Below are 23241 nucleotides of genomic sequence, written 5' to 3'. Positions count from 1 at the left end.
GCTCAGGCCCTCCCCATCTTGCGCAACATGAACCGCTCCAGCCAGCGCATGAACGGCGTGATCATGAAGCGGGCCAGCACGTAGTAGATGATGAGCGCGGTGCCGAAGGTCTCGGCCGACATGAAGGTGGTGCCGTTGATCTGCTTCACCTGGAACATCAGGTCGGCGACGGAGATCAGCGCGACCAGCGCCGTGCCTTTCAACAGCTCGATCAGCAGGTTGCCCCAGGAGGGCAGCATGATCAGCACGGCCTGCGGCAGGATCACCCGGATCATCCGCTTGGCCGGCGACATGTTGAGCGCCAGCGCCGCCTCCCACTGGCCCTTGGGCACGGAAAGGATGGCGCCGCGCACCAGCTCCGCGCCATAGGCGCCGAGGTTCATGCCGACCGCCACGAAGCCGGCGGTGAACTTTTCCAGCGTGATGCCGAAGAGCGGCAGCACGAAGAAGATCCAGTAAAGCTGGACGAGCAGCGATGTGCCGCGAAAGACCTCGATATAGACGGTGGCCAGGCCGCGCACCGCCATGTTCGGCGCCATGCGCATCAAGCCGGCGGCAACGGCGATCGCCACCGCCAGCAGCGCCGACAGGACCGTCAGCGCCATGGTGATGAGCGTGCCGCTGGCGATCCGGTCGCCATACTGGCCGAGGAATTCGAAATAGGACATGCCGCCCAGCCCTTTGCTCTCAGACCTTGTTCAAGGCCGCAAAGCCCGGGCAGGAGACCCTGCCCGGATGCGGGAGACGGCGGGGCGAAGGGCCGGCACAGCCGCCCCCGCGCTCGCCGTCATCGCCATGTCAGCGGTTGGCGCAGACCCACTCGGTGGTCTTGTCGCCGGGCAGCGAGCCCTCGCCATAGCCGTATTCGGCAACGGCGGCGAGCATCTCTTCGGAGCCGAGATACTTGGTCTGGGCCTCGTTGAACTTGTCGAGGAAGGCCTGGTCCGCCTTGCGGAAGCCGATGCCGGCCCAGTTGAACGAGTCTTCCGGCATGGCGTTCGGGTCGGACGCCTCGACGGCACCGTTCGAGCTGTCGGCCAGCTGCTTCATGGTGAAGTAGGTGCCGGCACCGGCATCGGCGCGGCCAGCACGCACGGCCGCCAGGATCTCGGTCGGTCCGGGCACCTGCATGATGTTGGCTTCCGGAACGCCGGCCTCCTTAGCCGCCTCGATGTTGGAATAGCCGGCGCCGGTGACCATCACCGCGTTGCCTTCGACGAGGCTGGCATAGTCGCTGATGTTCTTCGGGTTGCCCGGGGCGACGATGAAGCCGTCGCCGACCTTGGCCATCGGCTCGGAGAAGGCGATGTTCTCGCAGCGGCTCGCCAGGATGTTCATGCCGCCGGTGACGATGTCGAAGCGGTTGGCGTTGAGGCCCGGAATGAGGCCGCCCCACTCGGTCTGCACCGGCTCGATGTTCTCGAAGCCCATCGTCTTGAGAACGCCGATCGTATAGGCGTTCACGAAGCCCTTGGGGCTGCCGTCCTCGCCCGGATAGGCGAAGGGCACCTCGTTGGCGAAGCCGATGCGGATCGGCTCGCCCTTCTCGGCGCGCTCCAGCAGCGACTGGGCACTTGCGCTGCCGGCAAAGCCAACGGCGAGCGCGGCCATGCCGAGCGTGGCAAGGCCTTTGAAGATCGTGTTTTTCATGGTTGAGCTCCTCTGTTCCACCAACTCTTGCTTCTTATGTTGTGCACAACATCATGCTGCGTCAGACTGTGTCAACGGAATTTGCTGAATTGACCGAGCGCATTCCTCGCTCGGTTTTCAGGCGCATCGTCAGATGTACACATTACTGGGAACGAGGCGCCCTCCGGCACCGCCGCCAAGGCTTTGGACGGACTGTGGAAAGAGGGCCGCCGAAACACATGGGCCGAGGACGCGCGCCGGCGTCCGGGGCGGATCGGAGGCGATATCGAGGAGGCTGGCAGGCGTCCTCCAGACCGGCCCCGGAAGCTACCTAAGAGGCCACCCGAGAGGCCGCCCGAGAGACGCTTGCGGGACGCGCGGAAATGCCGGACAAGGCGCGGCCGCGACGGTATGTGCGGGGACCGGCACGAAGAGGACGGAGATGCGGATGGAGACCGGGAGCAGACAGGCGCGATGACGGTTGAGGAAGAGACGGCGCGGCCGGCGGAGGAAGGCGCGCGCGGCCGGTTCGAACGGATCTACCAGACCTTGCGGATGCGGATCTGCCTGCTCGACTACGCGCCGGGCAGCCGGCTGCGCGAGGAGGACCTGGCCGAGGAATTCCGCGTGTCGCGCACGCCGGTGCGCCGCGTGCTGGTGAAGCTGGAGGCGGAAGGGCTGCTGCGCTCGGTGCACGGGGTCGGCACCATCGTCACCGACATCGAGGTCGACGCGCTGGCGCAGGTCTACGAGCTGCGGGTGGAGCTGGCCGAACTGGTCGGCAAGCTGTCGCCGACCCCGGTGGATGCGGCGCTGATCGCGCGCTTCCGCGAGATCCGCGCGCGCTGCGACGAGATGGTGCATGAGGGCGACCCGCGCACCTTCTCGCGGATCAACATGGAATTCTTCCATCTGTTCAACGCGCTGACGACCAACGCGCCGCTGCGCGAGATCAGCGAGCGGCTGTATTACCAGACCGCGCGGATCTGGCTGAAGACCGCCTCACGGCTGAAGAATTTCGAGGAGCTGATCCATACGGAGTTCACCACCTTCCAGCGCGAGGTGACCGACATCACCGAGGCGGTGGAGCATGGCGACCTTGCCGCCGCCGCTCATGTGCGGCGCGCCCATATCGCCATGAGCTTCAGCCGCATCCGCAAGGCGAGCAAGGCAGGCGGCGGCGCAGACGAACGCTAGCCGCGCCCCCTGCGAGGGGGGCGACAGCTCGTGGAACGCCATGTCCAAGTCGCCATCGTCGTTTCGATCCGCGCCCCCGCGAGGGGGGCGACGGTGCCGGCGAACGAGCTGATCGGCGTCGTGAAGTTTCGATCCGCACCCCCGCAAGGGGGCGACAATGCGAGGAGCTGGTGGTGTTCGCCGACAACGACACGTTTCGATCCACGCCCCCGCGAAGGGGGCGACAGCGCGCTGCCGTCCTTACTTATTCCGACGTTCAGTTTCGATCCACGCCCCCGCGAAGAGGGCGACCGACCGAGCGCGCCCATTTGGTCGCCCCGTCGCCGTTTCGATCCACGCCCCCGCGAGGGGGGGCGACGCTTGCCCGCGGTGGTCGGCCGCATGGTAACCAGGTTTCGATCCACGCCCCCGCGAAGGGGGCGACGCCAGCGCAGCGGCTGGTCGAGCGCGCCCTCGTTGTTTCGATCCACGCCCCCGCGAAGGGGGCGACGCGGAAACCCTGCCGCTACTGTCTCAAGGTAAGGCGTTTCGATCCACGCCCCCGCGAAGGGGGCGACTCGATCTTCATGGTCTTTGTCTCCTGGTGGATGTGTTTCGATCCACGCCCCCGCGAAGGGGGCGACCGATCATCACGACGCCGCCCGTGGTGATCCGGGGTTTCGATCCACGCCCCCGCGAAGGGGGCGACCGCACGATCTGCAGGAGCATTGGCGGGGCCGCGAAGTTTCGATCCACGCCCCCGCGAAGGGGGCGACGCGGCGGTTACATCACGTCCAATGTTCTAGGGTCGTTTCGATCCACGCCCCCGCGAAGGGGGCGACTGGCTCCTCGTATCATGCGGTTTTTTCAGAAGAAACCGGAGTTCCAGCGCGAACTGCGAGGCGCTATATCCCGCAGCCGCGCCAACAGACTGATGACGTCAAAAAAAGAGCAAAATTTTCAATGCGTTGTTGCTTGCGCGAACCTGCCGGGCTTTTTCGGCACGCTTGAGGTTCGCGGAAGCGACCAGACGATCATCGGCCTGTTGAGATCCCTTGCCGGCTTCGCCCCCACCTGCCCCACCCGCCGATGCCAATTGGAGCCCAGATTATAGTAGCGCGCCACCCCGGAAATGATGCGGAGGCGGCGGGGGCGAGGCCGCACAGGGCTAGGCCTGCCGCAGGACGACCTGCCCGCCGACAAGGGCGAGGCGCGCCTCCAGATGCCTCAGCTCGCCGGCCTCCATCGTCAGGATGTCGCCGGGAAAGCCGACGAGGTCGGCAAGATATCCGGGCTTGAGCCGACCGAGTTCGTCCCCGCGCTGCAACAGGCTGGCACCGCCGGCGGTCGCCAGCGCCAGCGCCTCGCGGCGGGTCAGCGCCTGATCAGGCGCGACATGCTCACCCGTGCCGTGGTCGCGCCGCAGCTCAAGGTCGGCGACGGGATGCAGCAAGGACGGGGGCAGGTTGTCCGAGCCGAGGGCGACCGGGATGCCGCGGTCGAGGATCCGGCGCATGGGCACGATGTCGTTGCAGCGCTCGGGTCCCAGGCGCGCAAGATGGGCCGAGCCGCCCTTGGCGATGTGCCGGTTGGTATGGGTGACGAGCATCAGGCCCATGTCCTTGATGACCCCGAGGGCGCGCTCGTCCAGCGTCGCCACATGGCCGCGCACCCAGTTCAGCCCGGCAAGCGGCTGCGTCCGGTTCACCTCCTCCATCAGGCCCATGACGTCGTCGAAGATGGTCGAGACGCGCAGGCGCTGGCGGGCCGCCTCCAGCAGCAGTTCGCGGACCATCGCGCGCGGTGCGCCGCTGTCGAGATGAAAGCCCGCCCAGCCGGTGCAGCATCCGCCGCGCGCCCGGACGAGCCCTTCGCCGGTTTCGTCGATCTCGGCATAGATGCCTTCGATGCGCAGGCGGTCGTCATCCGCAAAGCCGCGCTTCGCCCACCGGGTCCAGTCCGCGATCAGCTCGGCCATGTCGGCAGCGGCATCGACGCCCGACCAGGAGGGGCTGACGACGAGCGTTGCCCGCATGCCCGGCTTGCAGCGATCCCGCAAGGCGCCGTAGGCGGTGATGACCTCCCGCGCGACGCCGTGGCCCTCATAGACGCCGGTCGTGCCGAAGCGCGCATAGGCATCCATCGAGCGGGCCAGAGCATCGGTTCTGGTCGCCACGTCGAAGCCGGGCGCGGCAGACATCAGGGTCGTCTCGACGATGGAGATGCGCGTCGCCTCGCGAAAGCGCCCGTCCGGCAGGCCGTCCGCCGCGCGGTGGATCTCGACCAGCGGGTGCGGCGACTGGGTGTCCCGGCCCACGCCGGCCAGCGCCAGGGCGGCGGTGTTGGCCACGCAGACCAGATCCGCCTTGTTGCTCCAATAGCCCCAGGCCGGGCGGATCCAGACCGGGTGATCGGGCGCGGCGGCATCGAGATCGTGCCGATCCGGGCAGCGCCCGTCGGCAAGGCCGGACCAGCCGTCGAGAAACAACGGCGGCGTGCCCAAGGGCGACAGCACGATCCACTGGCCCGGCGGCGTGCGCGCGGCCACGTCCCGCAGGATCGCCTGGATCTCGGCAATCGAGCGCGCGCCGGAGATCGACGGCAGCACGCTCTTCAGCCCCTCGCGGTCGAGATGGGCGTGGCCGTCGATCATGCCCGGCATCAGGGAGAGGCCGTCGCAGCACAGCGAGACGGTCGCGGGCGTCGCCAGCTCCTTGAGCTGCTCGTGCGGGCCGACGCCAAGAATGCGCCCTCCCCCGATGGCAACGGCATCGCCGGCCGGATCGTCTCCCGCAGGGTCGACGAGCCGCGCGCCGTGCAGGATAAGTTCCGCTGGCCGTGCTTGAGGGATCATCCCGGCTCCTTCCTTGGGCAGGCGCGCGGCGCGCTGCGACACATCGATGCGATTGTCTGATAAACGGGTGGCATGAAGATCACGTTCCGACAGCTCAACGCCTTCCTCGTCCTGGCCGAGACCTGCAATTTCTCGCGGACGGCGGAACGCATCGGCCTGAGCCAGCCGACGCTCTCGCAGATCATCCGCGACCTGGAAACGGAGCTCGGCACCAGCCTGTTCGACCGGACCACGCGCCGCGTCGAGCTGACGGAAGCCGGACGCACCTTTCGCAAGGGCGCGGTGCGGACCTTCGAGGAGCTGGAACAGACGTTTTCGGACGTGCGCAACCTGACCGAATTGCGCGAAGGTCGGCTGCGCGTAGCCGCTCCCCCGTTTCTGGCGGCCACCATCCTGCCGCGCGCGGTCGCCGCGTTCACCCGGCTGCACCCGGGCGTCAAGGTGGAGATCTCCGACGTCACCAACGACGAGATGCTGATCCGGCTGATGGACGGTCGGGTCGACCTTTGCATCGGAACGATGACGCCGGGCCAGACCGACCTGCGGTCGATGCCGCTCCTAAGTGAAGACATGATGGTGTTCTGCCTGAAGGACCATCCGCTGGCGGCGGGCGATGCCACAGACTGGCGCGAGGCGGTCCGGTTTCCCTGCATCACGCTGGTGCGCGGCAGCGGCCTGCGCGAACTGGTGGAGCAGGGCTTCGCCCGGGCGGGCGTCGACTTCCGGCCGCAATGGGAGGTGGAGCAGATCACCACCATCTTCGGCATGCTGGCCGAGAACCTCGGCATCGCGATCCTGCCGCGCTACACGATCCTCGGCGTTCACAACACCCATGTCGTTGCCCTGCCTCTCGGTGAGCCGCACATCGTGCGCAAGATCTCCTGCGTCTATCCGGCAAGCCGCTCGCTGAGCCCGGCGGGGTACACATTCATCAAACAGCTGCGTGCCGTGCTGCTGCGGGCGGGGGTGCCGCCCGACCCGGACCTCGACGCCGACCAGCCCGGCTGAACCTATCCGGCCCGCGTTTCCTGCGGGGCGGACACCGAGACGGACCTGGCTCTCCTGGACAACACCAGCATCGCGATCATGACCGCAAGGCCCGCGATATTGAGCAGAAGCGCGCCTTGGAACAGGTCGGTCGGCATCAGCAGTGCGGCGCCGGCCGCGAAGATGGCCAGCCGCGACAGCGGGCCGGCGGGATCGCGGATATAGCCGACGCCTCCGGCCGTGATGCACCACACGCCGGCAAGGGCGGTGAGCGTGGAGGCGATCACCGCAAGGCTCGGCCCGACACCCAGAAGCGTGGGCGAGAAGACGAAAAGGAACGGCACGATGAAGGCCGGCCAGGCCATGATCGTCGCCTCGATCGCCGTGCGCATCGGCGGGCTGGACGCAAGGGTCGCCGCCGAGAACGCCGCCACCGCGACCGGCGGGGTGATCATCGACATCATGCCGAAATAGAGAACGAACATGTGGGCGGCGATGGGCTCCACCCCCAGCTTGATCATCGAGGGGGTGACCAGGGTGGCGAGCAGCACATAGACGCCGACGGTCGGCATGCCCATTCCCAGCACGATGGACAGGGCTGCCGACAGCAGGAGCAGCAGGAACAGGTTGTTCTCGCCGAGCGTGATCAGGATGCGCGTCAGCGAGAAGCTGAGCCCGGTCAGGTTGAGAATGCCGATGATGATGCCCGCCGCAGCGGCAATCAGGATGACGGAGGTCGACGACCGGCCGGCCGACGCGAGGGCATCGAAGAGGTCGCCCGGACTGCGGCGGCCGCCCGCTCTCCAGACCAGGATCGGCAGCAGCGAGGCGCAGGCCCACAGGGCTGCTTCCTCGACCCGCAGATGCAGCCAGAACATCGCGACGATCAGGACGACGAAGGGCAGCGGGTAAATCCAGCCCCGCGCCATGACCGCGCGCGCCGACGGCAGTTCGGACTTCGAAAGCGCGCGCAGGCCCTGGCGCGCAGCGGCAAGGTCGACCTGGAAGAAGATGGACAGGAAGTAGAGCAAGGCCGGGATCAAAGCGGCGAGGACGACTTCCGAATAATCCACCTGCAGGAAGTCGGCCATCAGGAAGGCCGCAGCTCCCATCACGGGCGGCGCCAACTGGCCGCCGGTGGAGGCGACGGTCTCGACCGCCGCGGCGGTCTGCGCGCGATAGCCGCTGCGCTTCATCAGCGGAATCGTGACGACGCCGGACGAGACGACATTGGCGACCGCACTGCCCGAGATCGAGCCCATCAGCGCCGAGGAGGTCACGGCGATCTTGGCCGCGCCGCCGCGATAGCCGCCGAACAGGGCAAGCGAGATGTCGTTGAAGAACTCCGTGCCGCCCGCCTTTTCCAGGATCGAGCCGAACAGGATGAACGTGACCACGGCGGTCGCGCAGATGAACAGCGCGGTGCCGAGGATGGCGCTCGGGTCGAAGGCGATCTGGACCGCCAGCCGCTGGGGAGAGACCTGCTGGCCGGTCAGCGGCGCGGGCATCATGTAGCCCCACAGCCCGTAGGCCAGAAAGACGAGGATGATGGCCATCAGGGCGAAGCCGGCAACGCGGCGCACACCCTCCAGCAACAGCAGGATCACGGCGAGGGCGGGAAACAGGTGCGCCATCGGGTTCATGGCGGACGCCATGGAAATCCCCTCGTAGTCCGAAGCGATGAACAGACAGACGCCGAGGCCGACCATTGCGGCAAGGACGTCGTACCAGGGGGTGGCCCGCTTGTGCGCCTTGCCGCGCGGTCCGGTCGACAGGAAGACCAGCGCCAGGCACAGGCCGACCAGAAGCGCCAAGAACTGCTCGTCGTAGATGACGTAGCCGAGCCGGCGCGGCGCATCCAGACAGAAGCCGACGGCGAGCAGAGGTATCGACACGGCAAATGCCGTGCGAAGGCCGGCAAAAAGCCGATCGACGCCCGTCCGCGCGTCCGATCCGTCCGGAGATTGCCTCATCTTCAAGACCCTTCCACAAGACCCTTGCACTGGAGCCGGGCAACGGCACCTCGCCGCTGCCCAGCATCCTCGATCAGTCCTTCAGGAGACCGGCTTCACGGAAGAAGGCTTCCGCGCCCGGATGATACTTCGCCTTCTTCGAGGGGCGATAGATCTTGGCCGGGTCCCATTCCTTGAAGTGCGGCGAGGTGTCGGCGAGCTGCTGCCGGTTTTCGTAGAGCGCCTTCACCATGTCATGGACCACCTGGTCCGGCACATGGGCACCGACGAGCAGGGCATATTCGTAGCTGAACATGGTGAGCGGCTTGTCGACGCCGACCAGGCCCGGCCCCGGCTCCATCGTGTCGAGATAGGAGCCGGGCGCGATCTCCTGCATCTTCTCTTCGCCGCCCGGCACGGCATTGACGCCGAGGAAGCGGACGCCGACGGAGGCGTCCGCCTCGCGCACCTGGGCGCTGGTCGCCGCCGCATAGGCCGCATCGACACGGCCGGCGGCGAGCAGCTCGACGGCCTTGGCGAAGTTCGGCACGGCCGTCGCTTCGAAGCGGGACGAGTCCAGCCCTTCGGCCGCCAGCGTGGCGTCCTGCATCAGTTCGATCATCTTCATCGCGCTGTACTGGGTCGGCACCGGCCGGCCGGCCAGATCGGCCGCCGTCTTGAAGTCGCTGTCGCGGCGCACGAGCAGGCCGACCTGATAGCGCGGCAGCACCGCGGCGATCCGCAGCTCGGGCAAGGGCATGCCCTCGAAGTTGCCCGTGCCGGTGACGGCGTAGGAGGCCTCGATCATGTTGGAGGTGGCGAAGTCCATCTCGCCGGAATTCACCTGCGGCAGGACGAGGTTGGCACCGCCGGTCGCAACGGCGATGAAGTCGTTGTCCGTGTGGTCGCTGGCCGTCGAGGCGATGGCCGCGGCTATGACATAGCCGCTGCTGCCCTGTGGCAGGGTTCCGATGGAAAATTGCTCGGCCAGGGCCGGCGCTGCTCCGCACATCAACGCGGCGGCGCAGACAATCGACGTCATTCTCATTGAACTCACTCCCATTTTCCCTCTCCGGTGTTTGGTTGGTCTAGTCCGGTCCTTGCATCTCCCTGGTATGCGGCGCTTCACAGCGCTGCGTCGACGCCACCAGCGACGTCAGGGCCTGCCAGAGCGCGCTGGCGGGATCGTTGCATTCCAGAAGGATGGAGAAATGATCGCGGTCCTCGATCCGCAACATCCGGACATCGTGCTGCATCGAGACCAGCGCCCGGCCGAAGGCCTCCGCCTGCCGGATGAATTCCGGGCTCTCGCGCGAGCCGTAGGCGAGGACGATGCGGCCGGGCTCAAGCACCTCGATATGCTCGAGCGGGCTCAGCCGAAGGGCCTCCGCCTCCGTCAGATCCACATAGCTGCGCCGGCTCGACAGCAGCACGGGCTCCATGTCGTAGATGCCCGAGACGAGCAGACAGGCGGACACGCGCTCCGCGATGTCCGCGCCCCCTGCCCCGGTCGCCAGACATGCGGCCAGATGCGCGCCGGAACTGTGGCCCGCCAGGACCAGGCCGCGCCGGGCATAATCGCGCCGCTGCGCCAGCAGGGTACGCAGGGCCGCGGCGACCCGGTCGACCATCGCCGGCAGGCCGACAGACTGGATCTTGGGATAGTCGGGCACGGCCAGCGGACACCCGGTCAGGTCCAGGTTGCGCGCAAGAAAACTGTACATGGAACGGTCGCCCGACCGCCAGGCACCGCCATGGAGAAAATAGACCAGCGGCCCCTCGGCGGAAGCGTTGAAAACATCGATGCTGCCCATGGCGTCTTCTTCGTAGCGGAAGACTTCCGGCGGCGTTTCCTCGCGCTGCGCAAGACTCAGCGCGGCATAGGCGGCGAGCGTAGCCGCCATTTCGGGAGCCCAGCACGATTGGTCGTACGCCCGGTCCAGTTCGGCTTGCGAGTAATTCAGATAGACGGCGCTCAACTCTGGCTCCTGACGGGTATCTCGAAATGTGCCAGCGAGAAAACCCGCCGGACACCCAACCCTGCGTCAGAAGGCTTGATCGGATAACCTGCCTTTTTTGGATATAATTATTGGTTTTTCCGATAAAAATTGCAGGTTGTGCGGAGGCAATTCTCCCGTTGCCGCGCGGAGTGGCTGCGATCCTGTCGGGGGCGCAAGGCGGGCACCAAAAAAGACAAAGGCCCGGCCAGCCGCATGACGGCTGGCCGGGCCTTGAGCTTTTCGGCCTCGTAGCGGGACGGTGCCTAGTAGAGGCGCCCCGGCAGCCACAGGGCGAGTTCCGGCCATGCCAGCATCAGGGCGATCATGCCCATGAGCGCGGCGATGAACGGCGTGACGCCGATGAACACGTCCGTCAGATCGCCCCTGCCCCGCACGCCGTGCACGACGTAGCAGAGCATGCCGATGGGCGGCGTCAACACCGAGGTTTCAGCCACCAGCACCATCATGACGCCGAACCAGATCGGGTCGTAGCCAAGGCCCACGACGATGGGCGTGACGATGGGGATGGTCAGCACGATCATCGCCAGCGTGTCCATGAACATGCCCAGCACCAGATAGACGAGCAGGATCATCAACATCGTCGACAGCGGGCTCCAGTTGAGGCCGCTCACGAAGTCGTTGACCACATTGGCCATTCCCGTCGCGCCGATGACGAAGTTGAGCAGGAAGGCCAGCAGCGTGATCAGGATCATCATCGAGGAGGTGCGGATGGTGCCGATGAACACCTCGACCAGCATTTCCCAGCTGAGCCGCCGATAGACCGCGGCGAGCATCAGGGAGACGATGACGCCGATGGACGCGGACTCCGTCGGGGTGGCCCAGCCGGCATAGATCGACCCGATCACCACCGCGAACAGCCCCAGAGGCGGCGCCAATGCCGGCAGGCTGGCCAGAAGGGCCCGCGCGGTCGGCGCGCTGCGGTCGCCGTCCAGCGAGGGCTTGACGATGCACAGCACGACGATGACCAGCGAGAAGATCGCCGCCAGCACGATGCCGGGGATCAGCCCCGCCATGAACAGGCGCGGGACGGATGTGTCGGTCAGGAACCCGTAGATGATCATGTTGATCGACGGCGGGATCAGGATGCCGAGCGTGCCGCCGGCCGCCAGGGAGCCGAGGAACAAGCGCTCGCTGTAGCCGTGGCGGTCGACCTGCGGCATGGCGGTGGTGCCGATGGTCGCGGCCGTGGCGACGCTGGAGCCGGAGGTCGCCGCGAACAGGGCGCTGGCCCCGATATTGGCGTGCATCAACCCGCCGGGCAGCCAGCCGAGCCATGCCGCGACCCCGTTGTACATGCGGTCCGCGATGCCCGAGCGCAGCAGGATCTCGCCCATCATGATGAACATGGGGATCGCGATCAGCGTGAACTCGATGCTGTGCGACCAGGCGATCTCGCCGAAGGCCCGCTGCAGGGGAAAGGGCGACAGCAGCCAGTCCAGCAGCACGGCGAGCCAGCCGAGCACCGCGGCAATCGGCAGACCCAGCGCGATCAGGACGAACAGAAGGATCAGCGCAATGCCCATCTCACCGCCTCCGCAATGCCGATTCCGAGGCGCCCAGCTCGGCCGCCAGGGCCTGGTCGCCCCGCACGAGCGCGCGCATCAGATCGAACAGCAGGGCCGCAAGGCAGATCAGGAAGAAGATCAGCCCGGCCAGCCAGAGCGCCTGCGGGATCCACAGGGGTGTTGCCAGCGGCGTGCTGGCGCGGGCCCCAAGGCGCAGGGATTCCGCGAGCGTGCCCCAAGCATGGGTGACCAGAATGCCGATGATCCCGGTGAATGCCCCGAGCGCCACCACGTCCAGAAACCGCTGCACCCCGGCCGGCAACTGCAGATAGACGAGATCCACGCGGATATGCGCCCGCATGAACAGGGCCTGGGCAAAGCCCCAGGCCATGGCGATGGCGAAGGCATAGCCGGCCAGTTCGTCGACGCCGATGAGGCCGAAGTGAAAGAGGCGGCGCGACAGGATTTCCACCGTCATCAGGCCGGCCGCACCGAGAAGCAGCAACCCGCTGCCGATGGCGGAAAACCGGGCCAGTCGCGCCAGCTTGCGAGAGACCAGAAGGTTGCCCAACCCCGTCACCTCGCCGCGTTCAGCTGGATGTCCAGGACAGTGCCGACGGTCTCGTTCCAGCGGGTAACGCAGTCGGAGCCGCAGGCCTGCGTGAATTCGGGCATGACATGCTCGGCGACGATCTCGCGAAGGCGCGCGCTCTCGACCTCGGTCAGCTCGACCAGCTTCAGGCCGGCTTTCGTCAGGTTGCGCGGGGCGGTGGACTCGGGCTCGCAGCGGTCGTCGCCGACCGAGCACCAGATGCCCTGCTGCGTGGCGACACGGGCCATCTCCCAGCCCGCAGGCTCCAGCTTGGTGCGCACCTCGTCGCGCAGGAAGGTCTGAACGGCCGGGTCCAGCGCATCCCAGGTCTTGGAGTTGGCGACGATGAAGTTGACGCCCCAGCCGACGGTCAGGTCGACCAGATGCGTTGCGACATCCGTCCATTTCGCGTTGTTGCCCGAGTTCGATCCGGTGAACGCGCAGTCGATGACGCCGCGCTGCATGGCCGGAACCACCTCGTTGAAGGCCATGGTGACGGGCGTGGCGCCGAGCGCCGCCGTCAGCGAGGAGGTGGTGGTGGAGAACACCCGCACCTTCTTGCCGGCCAGATCGTCGAGGCCTTCGACCGGGGTCGCGCACCACAGGACCTGCGCGCCGGTCGGCCAGAAGCCGAGCGGAACGACGCCGAGGCGCTCGCGGTAGCGCTCCTCCAGCGTCGGGCGATAGGCGTCGATGATCTTCTGCAGCGTATCGATATCCTGCGCGAGGCCGGCAAGATCGATGGAGTCGTTCTCCGGCAGCTCGCCGGAAATCAGGGTCGTGCTGCCCGCAACGATGTCCGCAACGCCCGAGGCGGCAAGGCGCATCAGCTCGGGGCCCTTCGCCCCGAGGTCGGTCATGCTGACCGCGTTCGCCGTGACGCGGCCGTTGCTGTCGGCCGGGACCGTCTCGTTCCAGAACGGCTGCAGCACGTTGGTCCAGTTCGGCGAGTTCACCGGCGAGCCAATCACCGAGAGCTTGGTCTGCGGCAGGTCCTGAGCCACAGCCACCAGGGGGAGAACGCAGGCCAGAGCCGTGGCGCCGAGCAGTCTTGCAAGAGTGTTCATGGGAAATCCTCTCTGTCGGGTGGGGCCGGCCCTGCCGATGGTCCGGCAGGGCCCGTGGTCGGGCGGCTTTACTGTGCCGCCTCTTTCATCTTGCCGTGCGACAGCCCGCGGTCGGGCGGCGCAATGTTCAGTCGGACCATGTCGCGCAGCAGCTGCACGATGGCCATGGAGCTCTCCCCTTCCGCCCCATCGACGATGAAGCGCGAGGTGCAGTAGCGCATCTCCCAGCCGCCGGCATCCAGACAGGCGCGGATGATGCGCTTTTCCGTCTCCGGATCCTGGACCAGCTCCTTGTCCTTCAACAGGAAGCCCAGCATCGCGGAGATGCCGTAGGCGCCCCAGTTGGAGATCGAGGCCGGCAGGAAGATGTCCGTGGCCGTCACCGTGATGGCGCCGCCGGGCTTGTCGGTCTGCGTCTCGCGGCCATAGGGGTGGAAGTCCTGCATGAAGGAATGGATGCGGCCGAAGCCGATCTCGTTTCCATTGTCGCCGATGCCGATGCTGAGCACGCCGCGCTCGGCCGCCTGGTCGAACAGGGGACCAAGGTTCACGCAGTTCTTCGGCGCAACGCCGGTCGAATAGTGGACGATGCCGTTCTCGTTCGGGCCGAGCCGCTCGATGGCGATGATCGCCTTGGGCTGCGTCCGCTCGAGCAGGTCCTTGGCCCACTGGTCGATATCGCCCTGCTCCTCGGGAGCGGTCACCTGGGCCGCGCCCATGCGCCGGCCGGTCGCCAGCTCGTAGTCGCGGATCATGATGCCGGCGGCCTCGGACGAGGCCTTGATCGGCGGGGCATGGCAGACTTCGGAGACGTAGACCGGAACGGCCTTCAGCCCCCAGTAGAGCGCCCGCGCCAGCGACACGGCGCCCGGAGGTCCGTCGCTTTCGCCGTGCGGCACTTCGGGCCAGTAGCCCGCGCCCGTAACGATGAGGACCACGTCGCCCTCGCCGACCCGATCCACCAGCGCTTCGGCCGCGCGGGCGGTGATCGGACGGCCGCCGCCCTCGCGCCGCGCCTCGTTGTAGATCGGAGCGATGATATTGTGGTTCATGCCGCGGTTGCGCATCTCGACTGTGATCAGACGGTCGACATATTCACCAATGATGTCCGGCACGCTTTGCTCCTTCTCAGGTATCGGAATGACCGTGATCGTAGGAAGCCGCGGCTCGCATTGGCGAATCGAATTACGGAATACGTCATCAGATAATGTTATGCCCCTCCGGGCTCTGGACCTGTCATGTTTGGCTAACCTCAGAGGATTCGCGGCGGAGGGAAGAGACGTTGCGCTCGCTCAACCATCGACAGATGCTGGCGTTTCGCGCCGTGATGATCAGCGGCAGCATGACGGCCGCCGGCCGCATCCTGAACATCACCCAGCCGGCCGTGACGCGCCTGGTGCGCGACCTTGAGGCGGATCTCGGGCTGACCCTGTTCATCCGCAAGTGGTCCAGCGTGCGCCCGACGGCCGAGGCCGTCGCCCTGTTCCGGGAGGTGGAGAAGTACTTCGAGGCGATGGAGCGGGTGCGCGAGAATGCCCGCGAGATGCGCGAGAAGTCCGAGGGGCGGCTGCGCATCGCCGCCATGTCGACCCTGTCGTCGGGCGCCCTGCCCGAAACGATCCGCCGCTATCGCCAGAAAGAACCGGACATGGATTTCTTCATCCATTCCGACAATTCGGTGCACATCCTCGACGCCTTGCAGCGCAGCGAGTTCTCCATCGGCCTTGGCCGCGTGCCGCCGGAGCGCACCGATATCGACCATGTCGAGATGCCCGTTTCCACCGCGATCTGCCTGCTGCCCAAGGCGCATCCGCTGGCGAAGCAGGATGTGATCTCGGTCCACGACCTGGACGGGCAGCCGTTCATCTCGCTGGGGGTCAGCAGCCTGTTGCGGATGCAGATCGAGGCGGAGATGACGGCGGCGGGCGTCCAGCCGGGCAGGACCGCGCAGACGCTGTATTCCAACACGGTGCCCAGCTATGTGTCGGCCGGGCTCGGCATCTCCATCGCCGACATCTTTTCCGTCATCGGCGTCGACCTGGACAGGATTGCGATCAGGCCCTTCACCCCCGCGATCGAGTTCCGCTTCTCGGCGATCTTTCCGGCGATCGGACGCAGCCGCGGGGGCGAGTTCTTCTCAAAGGTGTTCCACGACGTCGTTCGCGATCAGGTCGAGAACATCAACCGGCTTTTCACGAAGTAGCCGCGCCGAGCAGGCCCTGCAGTTCGGCGACGACCGTCTCCAGCATCCCGTTCTGCGCACGGAAATCGCGCCCCAGATAGGTGGAGAGCGTGCCGATCGCCGCCTCGTGCAGGGGCATCGGCACGCCGCAGCGCCGGCCCAGCTCGCAGAGCGGGATCAGGCCGAACGGCACGTCTTCGGTGATGTACCGCGTCTCGAGGCTGCGGGGGCCCATCGTGCCGGGCGCGCGCTCGTAGACCTGCTGGGCCATCTCGGAGACGCTGCCGCGCCGGATGCCGGGGAAGGTCATCATGTAGTGGTCGAAGACATCCCTCACCTCGAACCCGAAGCGGCCGGCCAGCGCAAGGCGCTCGGTATCCAGCGCCTCGATCATGCGGCCGACGACGGGCGTGATGCACTGGTAGTTTTCCCAGTCCTCGGCCCGCTCGATCCGGGTCAGGTTGGCGAGCGAGTTGGCAAGGTGGATCGGCGGGTTGAGATTGCTCATGCCGATGAGCGCGGGGCTCGTCTTGAGGCGGAAACGGTCGCCGAACAGCGCCTGACACAGGCGCAGGCCGTCCTCAGCGTCCATCCCCCCGGACACGGCCATGTCGATCACATCGCGCACCGTGCCGACGCGGACGATGCCGTCCCGGCGCTGTGCGGTCGCCACGGTGGTCGACCATGACACGATCCCGGCGCGGGCCTGCGACCGCATCAAGGCGTGCGCCAGATAGATCGACCCGAAGGAGAGCTCGGCGCTGAAGATGACGGTCTGGCCATCGAGGATCGGGGCAAGACGGTCCAGCACGTCCTGCATGCCCTGCGCGCAGCGCGCCAGCAGGACGACGTCCGTATCCTTGACCGCGTCCTCGAGGCTGCCGGCGCCGGGGATCACGTGATCCCCGGAAAAGGTGCCGTCGAACCGCTGGTTCAGCCCGTCGGGATGGGTTTGCGACCACAGCCTGACCGAGTGCCCCCCCTGCTGCAGAAGCGCGCAATATGTCAATCCGACGGGACCGCCGCCGATCACGGTAATCTTCATTGTTTTTCCTTGAGTTGAGCAAGCGCGCCCGTCAGGAGGCGGGGAAAGCCTCGGGGAAGAAGGTCGCGGGCAGATAGAGGAAGACCCCCGGCAGCAGGATGACCATCAGGATGATCCCGACCGTGATCGCGATGATCGGCAGCACCGCCAGGAAGGCGCGCGGCATGTCGACCTCGCCGATCTGCGCGGCGATCAGCAGGCAGATCCCGTAGGGCGGCGTCGTCAGTCCGATCGCCAGCGACAGGCAGACGACCAGCGCCAGATGGATGTCCGGGATCTGCGCGAGGACGCCCAGCTCCTTGATGATCGGCAGGAAGATGATGACCGCCGTCATCGGGCTGAGCACGGTGCCGACGATCAGGCAGAAGGCCATCAGCAGCAGCATGACGCCCGTCTGCGTGTCCGAAATCGAGATGATGAAGGTCGCGACCTCGCGGGCAACGCCGAGATAGGCGATCAGCCAGCCCATGATGCCAGCGGCGGCGACCGCGAACATCGGCAGGGCATAGGCGACGACGGTCGATGCCAGGATGTCGAACAGGGCCGCGGGCCGCACCGTGCGATAGACGATGACCGCCAGCACCAGGCCGACCAGCGCGGCGATGGCCGAGGCCTCGGTCGCGGTGAAGAAGCCCGAGATGATGCCGCCGAGGATGATCAGGGGAATGAGCAGCGCGGGCGCGGCGCGCCGGGCGCTTTCCTTGCGCGCCGTCCAGGGCATGTAGGGCGTGTTGGCGACGCCGTAGCGCCGGGCGACGTAATAGGTGTAGGCCATCTGCCCGAAGCCGATCAGCAGGCCCGGCAGCACGCCGGCCAGAAACAGCCCGGCGATGGAGACATTGCCGAAGGCGCCGTAGATCACGAACAGGATCGAGGGCGGGATGATCACGCCCAGCGTCGAGGAGGTCGCCGTCAGGGCGACGGCGAAGGGCGCGGGATAGCCGGCCTTCTTCATCGCCGGGATCATGATCGCGCCGACGCTCGCGGTATCCGCCGCCGCGGATCCGGACATGCTGGCGAACATCATGCTGACCAGCACATTGATATGGCCGAGCCCGCCCTTGATGTGGCCCACCATCGACTGCGCGAAGGTCATCAGCCGGTCGGTGATGCCGCTGTCGTTCATCAGCCGGCCGAGCAGCAGGAAGAACGGCACCGCGAGCAGCGCGAAGGAGTTGATGTTGGAGACCATCTGGTTGACGACCGACGTCGCGGGAAGACCCAGCTGGACGACCGTGACCAGCGATGCCAGCGCGATGGCGAAGGCGATCGGAACGCGCAGGAGGATCAGAAACAGAAATCCTGCGATCAGCGTGACGATAGGCGTCATTCCCGGTCCTCGACTTGCCGGTTGGTGAAAAGGCGGCCTGCGGTGGCGACGATCAGTTCGAGCGAGAAGATCGCCATGGCCGCTCCCGACACGGCGACGGCCGCGTTCTGGTAGAACATCGGAAAGCCGAGCGAGAACGAGAAGCGGCGCCAGCTCATCTCCGCATAGGTCCAGCCGTTGACGGTGAGCACCCAGATCACCGGAAGGCACAGGAACAGCGCCAGCAGGGTCAGCGCGGTGTTGGTGCGGGCGAAGCTGGCGGGCAGCACCTCGACCACATAGTGGACGCCGCGCCGGTAGCCGACCGCCGAGCCCAGGAAGACGGTCCAGACGAAGCAGAACATCGCCACCTCGTCGGTCCACACGAAGGTTCCGAGCGACGAGTTGCGCGCGACGATCTGGAACAGGACGCAGAGGATGAACGCCAGGAAGAAGGCGCCGCCGACCAGGTAGAAAAATCGCTCCAGCCCGGCATTGAATCTTGTCAGCATGAGGTGCCCCCCTTGCGGGCCGGCCCCGGGATCACCGGGGCCGGCCACCGAAAGTCACTTGATGTCGCGGATCATCTGCAGGACCTCGGACGCGCCGATTTCGGCCGCGACCTTGTCGTGCAGCGGGCGGATGATCTCGATGAACGGCGTCTTGTCGACCTCCGTCACCGTCACCTTGCCCGAGGCGACCAGCGGCTCCAGCAGCGAGGCATCGTATTCGACGCCCCGGTCGATGCCGGTCACCGAGGCTTTCGCCGCGGCCTTGAGAAAGATCTCCTGGTCCTCGGCGGACAGGCGATCGAAGGCGAACCGGCTCATGGTGATGTGGCTGACCATGAACTGGTGCTGGGTCTTGGAGTGATAGGGCGCGACCTCGAAGAGCTTGGCGCCGACATAGGCGCTGATCGAACTCTCGAACGCGTTCGCAACGCCGGTCTGCAGGGCGGTGTAGAGCTCGGTGAAGGGCAGCGAGATGGGCTGCGCGCCCGAGGTTTCCCACATCTCCGCATCCATGCGCGAGCCCGGCACGCGCAGCTTCATGCCGCGCAGGTCTTCCAGCGTGGCGACCGGCTTGACGTTATTGCTGAGATTGCGGATGCCGCCGCCGGTCAGCGCCAGCAGGGTCAGGCCGTTGTCGGCATCGCGATAGACCTGGCGGTAGTATTCCGTCACCGGACCTTGCGGATCCAGCGCGGTGCGGAAGGTCGCCTCGTCCGGGAACAGGTAGCTGATGCTGAACAGCTGGAACTGCGGGAAGAAGGGGGTCGCCTCCTGGGTGCCGCCGATCAGCAGGTCGATGGTGCCCATCCGCATCTCGTCCAGCGCGGTCGCGTCATTGCCGAGCACGCCGCCGGGATGGATGTCGATCTTGACGCGTCCTTCCGTCGCCTGCTCGACTTCGGCCTTGAGAACCTCGGCGGCATCGAGCCACGGATGCGGAGCGTTGCCCTGGGTGGAAAGGCGAAGTGTCTGGGCGTCGGCCCCTCCCGAGAGGACGGCGAGCATGGCGCCTGCAAGCGCGGACATGGCGTAACGTTTCATCTCTATCTCCCTGCCAGAAACTGCGCCGGCTCATCCCGCCGGGCTCTGATCTGCCCAATTTGACGAGGTTCAATAATAATTTCTAATCTCAATATTCGATGCTATCATAACCTGGTGTTATCCTAGCCAGGACAGCCATGGCGGCCCGCATCACCCTGAGACAGGTCCAGGCGTTCCGCCTGATCATGACCAACCGCACGATGACCATCGCTGCGGAGCAGATGTCGATCTCGCAGCCTGCCGTTAGCAGGCTGATCTCGGACCTTGAAGAAACGCTGGATCTCAAGCTGTTCAACAGGGTCGGGCCGCGGCTGTTGCCGACATCGGCCGCGCGACGGCTCATCGGCGAGGTCGACCGGGTCTTTCTCGGCCTCGACTTCGTCGAGGAGGCGGCGCGGCGGATACGGCGGTTTTCGCTGGAGCCCTATCGGTTGGCGGTGCCGCCGTTCCTGTCCTACAGCTTCGCCGCAAACCTGGTGGCGCGCGTCTCCGTCGACATTCCGGATCTTGCCATCAGCCTGCATTCCGATACCTCGCGCGCCATCGCCGAGCAGGTGTCGCGCGGCGAACACGACCTGGGCATCTGCATGCCGAGCAGGCGGGAGCGGGAGCTCAACGTGCTGTCCCGCCATGAGGTGGGAACGGTCTGCCTGCTGCCGGCGGATCATCCGCTGGCCGAGCGGCCTGAGATCACGCCTGAGGATCTCGACGGGATCAGCCTCTACGTGCTGGGGCGCAGCGGCGCCATCCGCCCGCAGATCAACGAGGTTTTCGCGCAAAGGCAGATCGCCCCGCGGATCGTCGGCGAGATGCAGCATGCGCTGTCCTGCGCCGCGTTCGTGTCGCAGGGGCTGGGCGTCGCGCTGCTGGATTCCGTCTCCGCCCGCTCCGCGGACCAGCACAGGACGATCATCCGCCCCTTCGTCCCCCAGATCGATCTGGAGATCGCGCTGATCACCTCCTCGCGGCATGTGCAAAGCGATGTCGACGACGCCTTTCTCCGGCATTTCCCGCAAGCCCTGGCGGAATGCACCTGAGATTTTGCGGCGACGGCGCGTGTCGCGCGAGACGCGGCATGACAGCCGCCAGCCCGCGATGCGCAGGCGAACAATCGATATATCAATGTCGTGGGGGAGTGGTGGTGCCCAGGGCCGGAATCGAACCAGCGACACGCGGATTTTCAATCCGCCCCTGAGAACACCGATAGCGCAACAGCGACAACACCTTAGGTAACCCAGCGATCAACCCTGTCACACTGGTGTCACAGGAGATGATCGAATGGCGACCATTCGGAAGCGCGGGAACAAATGGCAGGTGCAGGTTCGCCGCAAAGGTGCCCGCCCGCAAAACAAGAGCTTTGCCACCCGCAAAGACGCGGAGATCTGGGCACGGCAGATCGAAAGCAGCATCGACCTAGGCAAGCCTGTAGAGCCGACGCCCACCACAGACCTTACCCTCGGTGCCCTCCTTGAGAGGTATGAGCGCGAAATCACTCCCTCGAAGAAAGGACGCGCGGCGGAAGAACGCCGGCTGTCACGCCTACGAAAGGACCGAGTTGCGCCCACACCTATCGCCTGTCTCGACGCCCCTACCCTGTGCAAGTTTCGAGATCGACGCATCAAGGATGGGCTTAGAGCAGCACAATACGATCTGGTCTTAATCAGGCACGCTATCGAAATCGCGAGGAAGGAATGGGGCTTGGTCCTCCCCGCAAATCCCGTTGATCAAATCCGGATCCCGATGGGGATCAAGTCGAGAAACCGTCGCCTTGAGCACGGAGAATATGAGGCACTCCGCGAGGCTGCGAGACGGGGCCGCTCTCCTTTTCTCTGGCCTGCAATCGAGCTGGCGATTGAAACGGCGATGCGCCGAGGGGAGTTGCTCAAGCTCCGTTGGATTGATGTCGACCTGGACAAAGGGCTGGCACTCCTGCCCGACACCAAGAATGGCCATCCAAGGCAAGTCCCCCTGACGCCGGCTGCTCAGGCCACACTGTCACGCCTCCCACGCTGCAGTGAACGGGTTTTGCCGATAACCGACACGGCACTCAGGCAGGCTTGGGATAGGCTGGTAGACAGAGCCGAAATCACCAACTTGCGGTTCCACGACCTTCGGCATGAAGCCGTCAGCCGCTTCTTCGAGAGAGGACTCAACATTGCCGAAGTGGCCTTGATCAGCGGACATAGAGATCCAAGAATGCTGTTTCGATACACCCATCTGAAATCTCAAGATGTGGCCGCGAAATTGTCTGCACTACACGCAGCAGCCTAAAATATTTGGATCAGGAGATAAAAACCGTGATTTCTATGTTTCTAAAAACAAAAAAACCGAGTGTCGCCTGCGCTATTCTCTGGCTTCTGGCATCAATCACCCCAACATCTGCGGCAGCTGATATTCCGAAATTCCGTGACTTCACCGTAGATATCTACAAAGGTCCGGTTGCAGCCCCCAACCTTTCGTCAAACAGCCAAGCGAAAACCTATCGAACACGACTTCGCGAGGCAGCCAAAGGCGGGGTCAATTTCGCGGGTCACTACATCCTTGCGTCTTGGGGATGCGGGACATCGTGTGCAACTGGTGCAGTCATCGACGCCCGGAATGGTGACGTTTTCTTTTTCCCGTTCTCCGTTTGCTGCTGGAGGAATGTAGACGATGGATTTCAACCCATAGAATTTAGAAAAAATAGCACGCTGATCGTTTTTGCCGGCCTGCGGAACGAGCAAGGTGCAATGGGCGCGCATTTCTACGACTTCCAATCTGGAAATTTTATACATCTCAAAACAATAGAAACTAGCGCAGACTTTGGAAACGATAGCCATGAGCAGAATGAACTCACGCGACACGACAAAAACAGCACGCCTGTAGCTCCGCAGCGCTCTAGAGACTGCCTGCTGGAGGCTGTTCGAGAGCTAGACGATAACTTGTCGCCCGCAAGTGACATTGCCGAGGCCGTGGTCGTCACTTGCTCACATCACCTAAAGGAACTCGCCAAACAATCAGCAAATAAATATAAAATAAATGTTTTGAGAGCCACTGAACTTGCTCGAAAAGCAGCATACGAGAACGCTCTTGTGATGGTTCTTCGGCACAGAGGAGAGCGAGGCAAATAGGCTTTTGGCCAATACGCTGAGAAACGCTAATAGCCTCCGAGGCGCACCCTTTCCACGCGCTTCCGAATGGTCGCCATTCGATCATCTCCTGTGACACCAGTGTGACAGGGTTGATCGCTGGGTTACCTAAGGTGTTGTCGCTGTTGCGCTATCGGTGTTCTCAGGGGCGGATTGAAAATCCGCGTGTCGCTGGTTCGATTCCGGCCCTGGGCACCACTTCCCCTTAGATAAATCCCTACAGATCAAGCCCTTAACGGCT

General features: G+C 65.3%; 20 protein-coding genes and 1 CRISPR repeat array. Of the genes, 6 read left to right on the top strand and 14 right to left on the bottom strand.

The window, feature by feature from the left end; genetic code table 11:
* Window positions 1-2: 2 nt before the first annotated feature.
* Together ehuC and ehuB are read right to left on the bottom strand one after the other, a co-directional pair.
* On the bottom strand, window positions 3-668 hold the full coding sequence (gene ehuC, locus BBX35_RS14670) for an ectoine/hydroxyectoine ABC transporter permease subunit EhuC (RefSeq protein ID WP_067221691.1): 666 nt from the start codon (window positions 666-668) through the stop codon (window positions 3-5).
* Window positions 669-798: 130 nt separating this feature from the next.
* Complete coding sequence (ehuB, locus tag BBX35_RS14665) at window positions 799-1650, bottom strand: ectoine/hydroxyectoine ABC transporter substrate-binding protein EhuB (RefSeq protein ID WP_067221689.1); 852 nt, start codon at window positions 1648-1650, stop codon at window positions 799-801.
* 453 nt (window positions 1651-2103) lie between these two features.
* Between ehuB and BBX35_RS14660 the strand changes: the two genes are divergently transcribed.
* Complete coding sequence (locus tag BBX35_RS14660) at window positions 2104-2826, top strand: GntR family transcriptional regulator (RefSeq protein ID WP_067221688.1); 723 nt, start codon at window positions 2104-2106, stop codon at window positions 2824-2826.
* 193 nt (window positions 2827-3019) lie between these two features.
* Window positions 3020-3647: a CRISPR direct-repeat array (repeat unit 32 nt; unit sequence GTTTCGATCCACGCCCCCGCGAAGGGGGCGAC).
* A 326-nt stretch (window positions 3648-3973) separates the two neighbouring features.
* Here the strand turns inward: BBX35_RS14660 and BBX35_RS14655 are convergent.
* A complete protein-coding gene (locus tag BBX35_RS14655) occupies window positions 3974-5659 on the bottom strand; it encodes an amidohydrolase (RefSeq protein WP_067221686.1) in 1686 nt (561 codons plus the stop codon).
* Between the two features lie 72 nt (window positions 5660-5731).
* Here BBX35_RS14655 and BBX35_RS14650 point away from each other — a divergent pair, with 72 nt between their 5' ends.
* Window positions 5732-6667: a LysR family transcriptional regulator gene (locus BBX35_RS14650; RefSeq protein ID WP_067221684.1), complete on the top strand. Its 936-nt coding sequence runs from the start codon at window positions 5732-5734 to the stop codon at window positions 6665-6667.
* Between the two features lie 2 nt (window positions 6668-6669).
* On the opposite strand, the gene BBX35_RS14645 is transcribed toward BBX35_RS14650, so the two are convergent.
* The 7 genes from BBX35_RS14645 to BBX35_RS14615 all read right to left on the bottom strand — a co-directional run bounded on the left by BBX35_RS14645 (window position 6670) and on the right by BBX35_RS14615 (window position 14898).
* Window positions 6670-8541 carry a TRAP transporter permease gene (locus BBX35_RS14645; protein ID WP_244271636.1) on the bottom strand — a complete coding sequence of 624 codons (1872 nt, stop codon included), beginning with the start codon at window positions 8539-8541 and terminating at the stop codon, window positions 6670-6672.
* A 151-nt stretch (window positions 8542-8692) separates the two neighbouring features.
* Complete coding sequence (locus BBX35_RS14640) at window positions 8693-9640, bottom strand: TAXI family TRAP transporter solute-binding subunit (RefSeq protein ID WP_171901461.1); 948 nt, start codon at window positions 9638-9640, stop codon at window positions 8693-8695.
* Between the two features lie 46 nt (window positions 9641-9686).
* Window positions 9687-10577 (bottom strand): alpha/beta hydrolase, encoded by an 891-nt coding sequence (locus BBX35_RS14635; protein WP_067221681.1) that lies wholly within the window; start codon window positions 10575-10577, stop codon window positions 9687-9689.
* A gap of 284 nt (window positions 10578-10861) precedes the next feature.
* On the bottom strand, window positions 10862-12142 hold the full coding sequence (locus tag BBX35_RS14630) for a TRAP transporter large permease (protein WP_067221679.1): 1281 nt from the start codon (window positions 12140-12142) through the stop codon (window positions 10862-10864).
* A gap of 1 nt (window position 12143) precedes the next feature.
* On the bottom strand, window positions 12144-12695 hold the full coding sequence (locus BBX35_RS14625) for a TRAP transporter small permease subunit (RefSeq protein ID WP_067221677.1): 552 nt from the start codon (window positions 12693-12695) through the stop codon (window positions 12144-12146).
* 5 nt (window positions 12696-12700) lie between these two features.
* Window positions 12701-13783 (bottom strand): TRAP transporter substrate-binding protein, encoded by a 1083-nt coding sequence (locus tag BBX35_RS14620; protein ID WP_067221675.1) that lies wholly within the window; start codon window positions 13781-13783, stop codon window positions 12701-12703.
* A gap of 68 nt (window positions 13784-13851) precedes the next feature.
* A complete protein-coding gene (locus BBX35_RS14615; protein WP_067221673.1) occupies window positions 13852-14898 on the bottom strand; it encodes a glutamate cyclase domain-containing protein in 1047 nt (348 codons plus the stop codon).
* A gap of 167 nt (window positions 14899-15065) precedes the next feature.
* Between BBX35_RS14615 and BBX35_RS14610 the strand changes: the two genes are divergently transcribed.
* Entirely contained in the window at window positions 15066-15986 is a 921-nt protein-coding gene (locus BBX35_RS14610; protein ID WP_083202414.1) for a LysR family transcriptional regulator, read from the top strand.
* Here BBX35_RS14610 and BBX35_RS14605 read toward each other — a convergent pair.
* From BBX35_RS14605 to BBX35_RS14590, 4 genes are read right to left on the bottom strand one after another with little or no spacing between them, the layout of a single operon-like run.
* Window positions 15976-17010, bottom strand: a complete 1035-nt coding sequence (locus BBX35_RS14605; RefSeq protein ID WP_067221670.1) for an NAD/NADP octopine/nopaline dehydrogenase family protein — start codon at window positions 17008-17010, stop codon at window positions 15976-15978. The genes BBX35_RS14610 and BBX35_RS14605 overlap by 11 nt on opposite strands.
* Window positions 17011-17041: 31 nt before the next feature.
* Window positions 17042-18340 (bottom strand): TRAP transporter large permease, encoded by a 1299-nt coding sequence (locus tag BBX35_RS14600; RefSeq protein WP_067221668.1) that lies wholly within the window; start codon window positions 18338-18340, stop codon window positions 17042-17044.
* Window positions 18337-18831: a TRAP transporter small permease gene (locus BBX35_RS14595; RefSeq protein ID WP_067221667.1), complete on the bottom strand. Its 495-nt coding sequence runs from the start codon at window positions 18829-18831 to the stop codon at window positions 18337-18339. Before BBX35_RS14595 ends, BBX35_RS14600 begins: the two co-directional genes overlap by 4 nt.
* A 54-nt stretch (window positions 18832-18885) precedes the next feature.
* Window positions 18886-19872: a TRAP transporter substrate-binding protein gene (locus BBX35_RS14590; protein WP_067221665.1), complete on the bottom strand. Its 987-nt coding sequence runs from the start codon at window positions 19870-19872 to the stop codon at window positions 18886-18888.
* Between the two features lie 137 nt (window positions 19873-20009).
* Between BBX35_RS14590 and BBX35_RS14585 the strand changes: the two genes are divergently transcribed.
* The 3 genes from BBX35_RS14585 to BBX35_RS23430 all read left to right on the top strand — a co-directional run bounded on the left by BBX35_RS14585 (window position 20010) and on the right by BBX35_RS23430 (window position 22982).
* Window positions 20010-20909 (top strand): LysR substrate-binding domain-containing protein, encoded by a 900-nt coding sequence (locus BBX35_RS14585; RefSeq protein WP_067221664.1) that lies wholly within the window; start codon window positions 20010-20012, stop codon window positions 20907-20909.
* 241 nt (window positions 20910-21150) lie between these two features.
* A complete protein-coding gene (locus BBX35_RS14580) occupies window positions 21151-22143 on the top strand; it encodes a site-specific integrase (protein ID WP_067221662.1) in 993 nt (330 codons plus the stop codon).
* Window positions 22144-22169: 26 nt separating this feature from the next.
* A complete protein-coding gene (locus tag BBX35_RS23430; protein ID WP_141687867.1) occupies window positions 22170-22982 on the top strand; it encodes a hypothetical protein in 813 nt (270 codons plus the stop codon).
* Window positions 22983-23241 lie beyond the last annotated feature (259 nt).

The organism is Stappia indica (genome assembly GCF_001696535.1).
GTDB classification, from domain to species: domain Bacteria; phylum Pseudomonadota; class Alphaproteobacteria; order Rhizobiales; family Stappiaceae; genus Stappia; species Stappia indica.
Note: the sequence above shows the minus strand (reverse complement) of the source record. Positions and strands in the feature narration are given on the sequence as shown.

Bases quoted from the DNA above. Each gene is read 5' to 3' on its own strand.
- BBX35_RS14585 (WP_067221664.1), top strand. From the start codon at position 20,010: ATGGCGGCCCGCATCACCCTGAGACAGGTCCAGGCGTTCCGCCTGATC.
- BBX35_RS14595 (WP_067221667.1), bottom strand. From the start codon at position 18,831: ATGCTGACAAGATTCAATGCCGGGCTGGAGCGATTTTTCTACCTGGTC.
- BBX35_RS14650 (WP_067221684.1), top strand. From the start codon at position 5,732: ATGAAGATCACGTTCCGACAGCTCAACGCCTTCCTCGTCCTGGCCGAG.
- BBX35_RS14580 (WP_067221662.1), top strand. From the start codon at position 21,151: ATGGCGACCATTCGGAAGCGCGGGAACAAATGGCAGGTGCAGGTTCGC.
- BBX35_RS14630 (WP_067221679.1), bottom strand. From the start codon at position 12,142: ATGGGCATTGCGCTGATCCTTCTGTTCGTCCTGATCGCGCTGGGTCTG.
- BBX35_RS14600 (WP_067221668.1), bottom strand. From the start codon at position 18,340: ATGACGCCTATCGTCACGCTGATCGCAGGATTTCTGTTTCTGATCCTC.
- ehuB (WP_067221689.1), bottom strand. From the start codon at position 1,650: ATGAAAAACACGATCTTCAAAGGCCTTGCCACGCTCGGCATGGCCGCG.
- BBX35_RS14640 (WP_171901461.1), bottom strand. From the start codon at position 9,640: ATGACGTCGATTGTCTGCGCCGCCGCGTTGATGTGCGGAGCAGCGCCG.
- BBX35_RS14590 (WP_067221665.1), bottom strand. From the start codon at position 19,872: ATGAAACGTTACGCCATGTCCGCGCTTGCAGGCGCCATGCTCGCCGTC.
- BBX35_RS14660 (WP_067221688.1), top strand. From the start codon at position 2,104: ATGACGGTTGAGGAAGAGACGGCGCGGCCGGCGGAGGAAGGCGCGCGC.
- BBX35_RS14620 (WP_067221675.1), bottom strand. From the start codon at position 13,783: ATGAACACTCTTGCAAGACTGCTCGGCGCCACGGCTCTGGCCTGCGTT.
- BBX35_RS14655 (WP_067221686.1), bottom strand. From the start codon at position 5,659: ATGATCCCTCAAGCACGGCCAGCGGAACTTATCCTGCACGGCGCGCGG.
- ehuC (WP_067221691.1), bottom strand. From the start codon at position 668: ATGTCCTATTTCGAATTCCTCGGCCAGTATGGCGACCGGATCGCCAGC.
- BBX35_RS14605 (WP_067221670.1), bottom strand. From the start codon at position 17,010: ATGAAGATTACCGTGATCGGCGGCGGTCCCGTCGGATTGACATATTGC.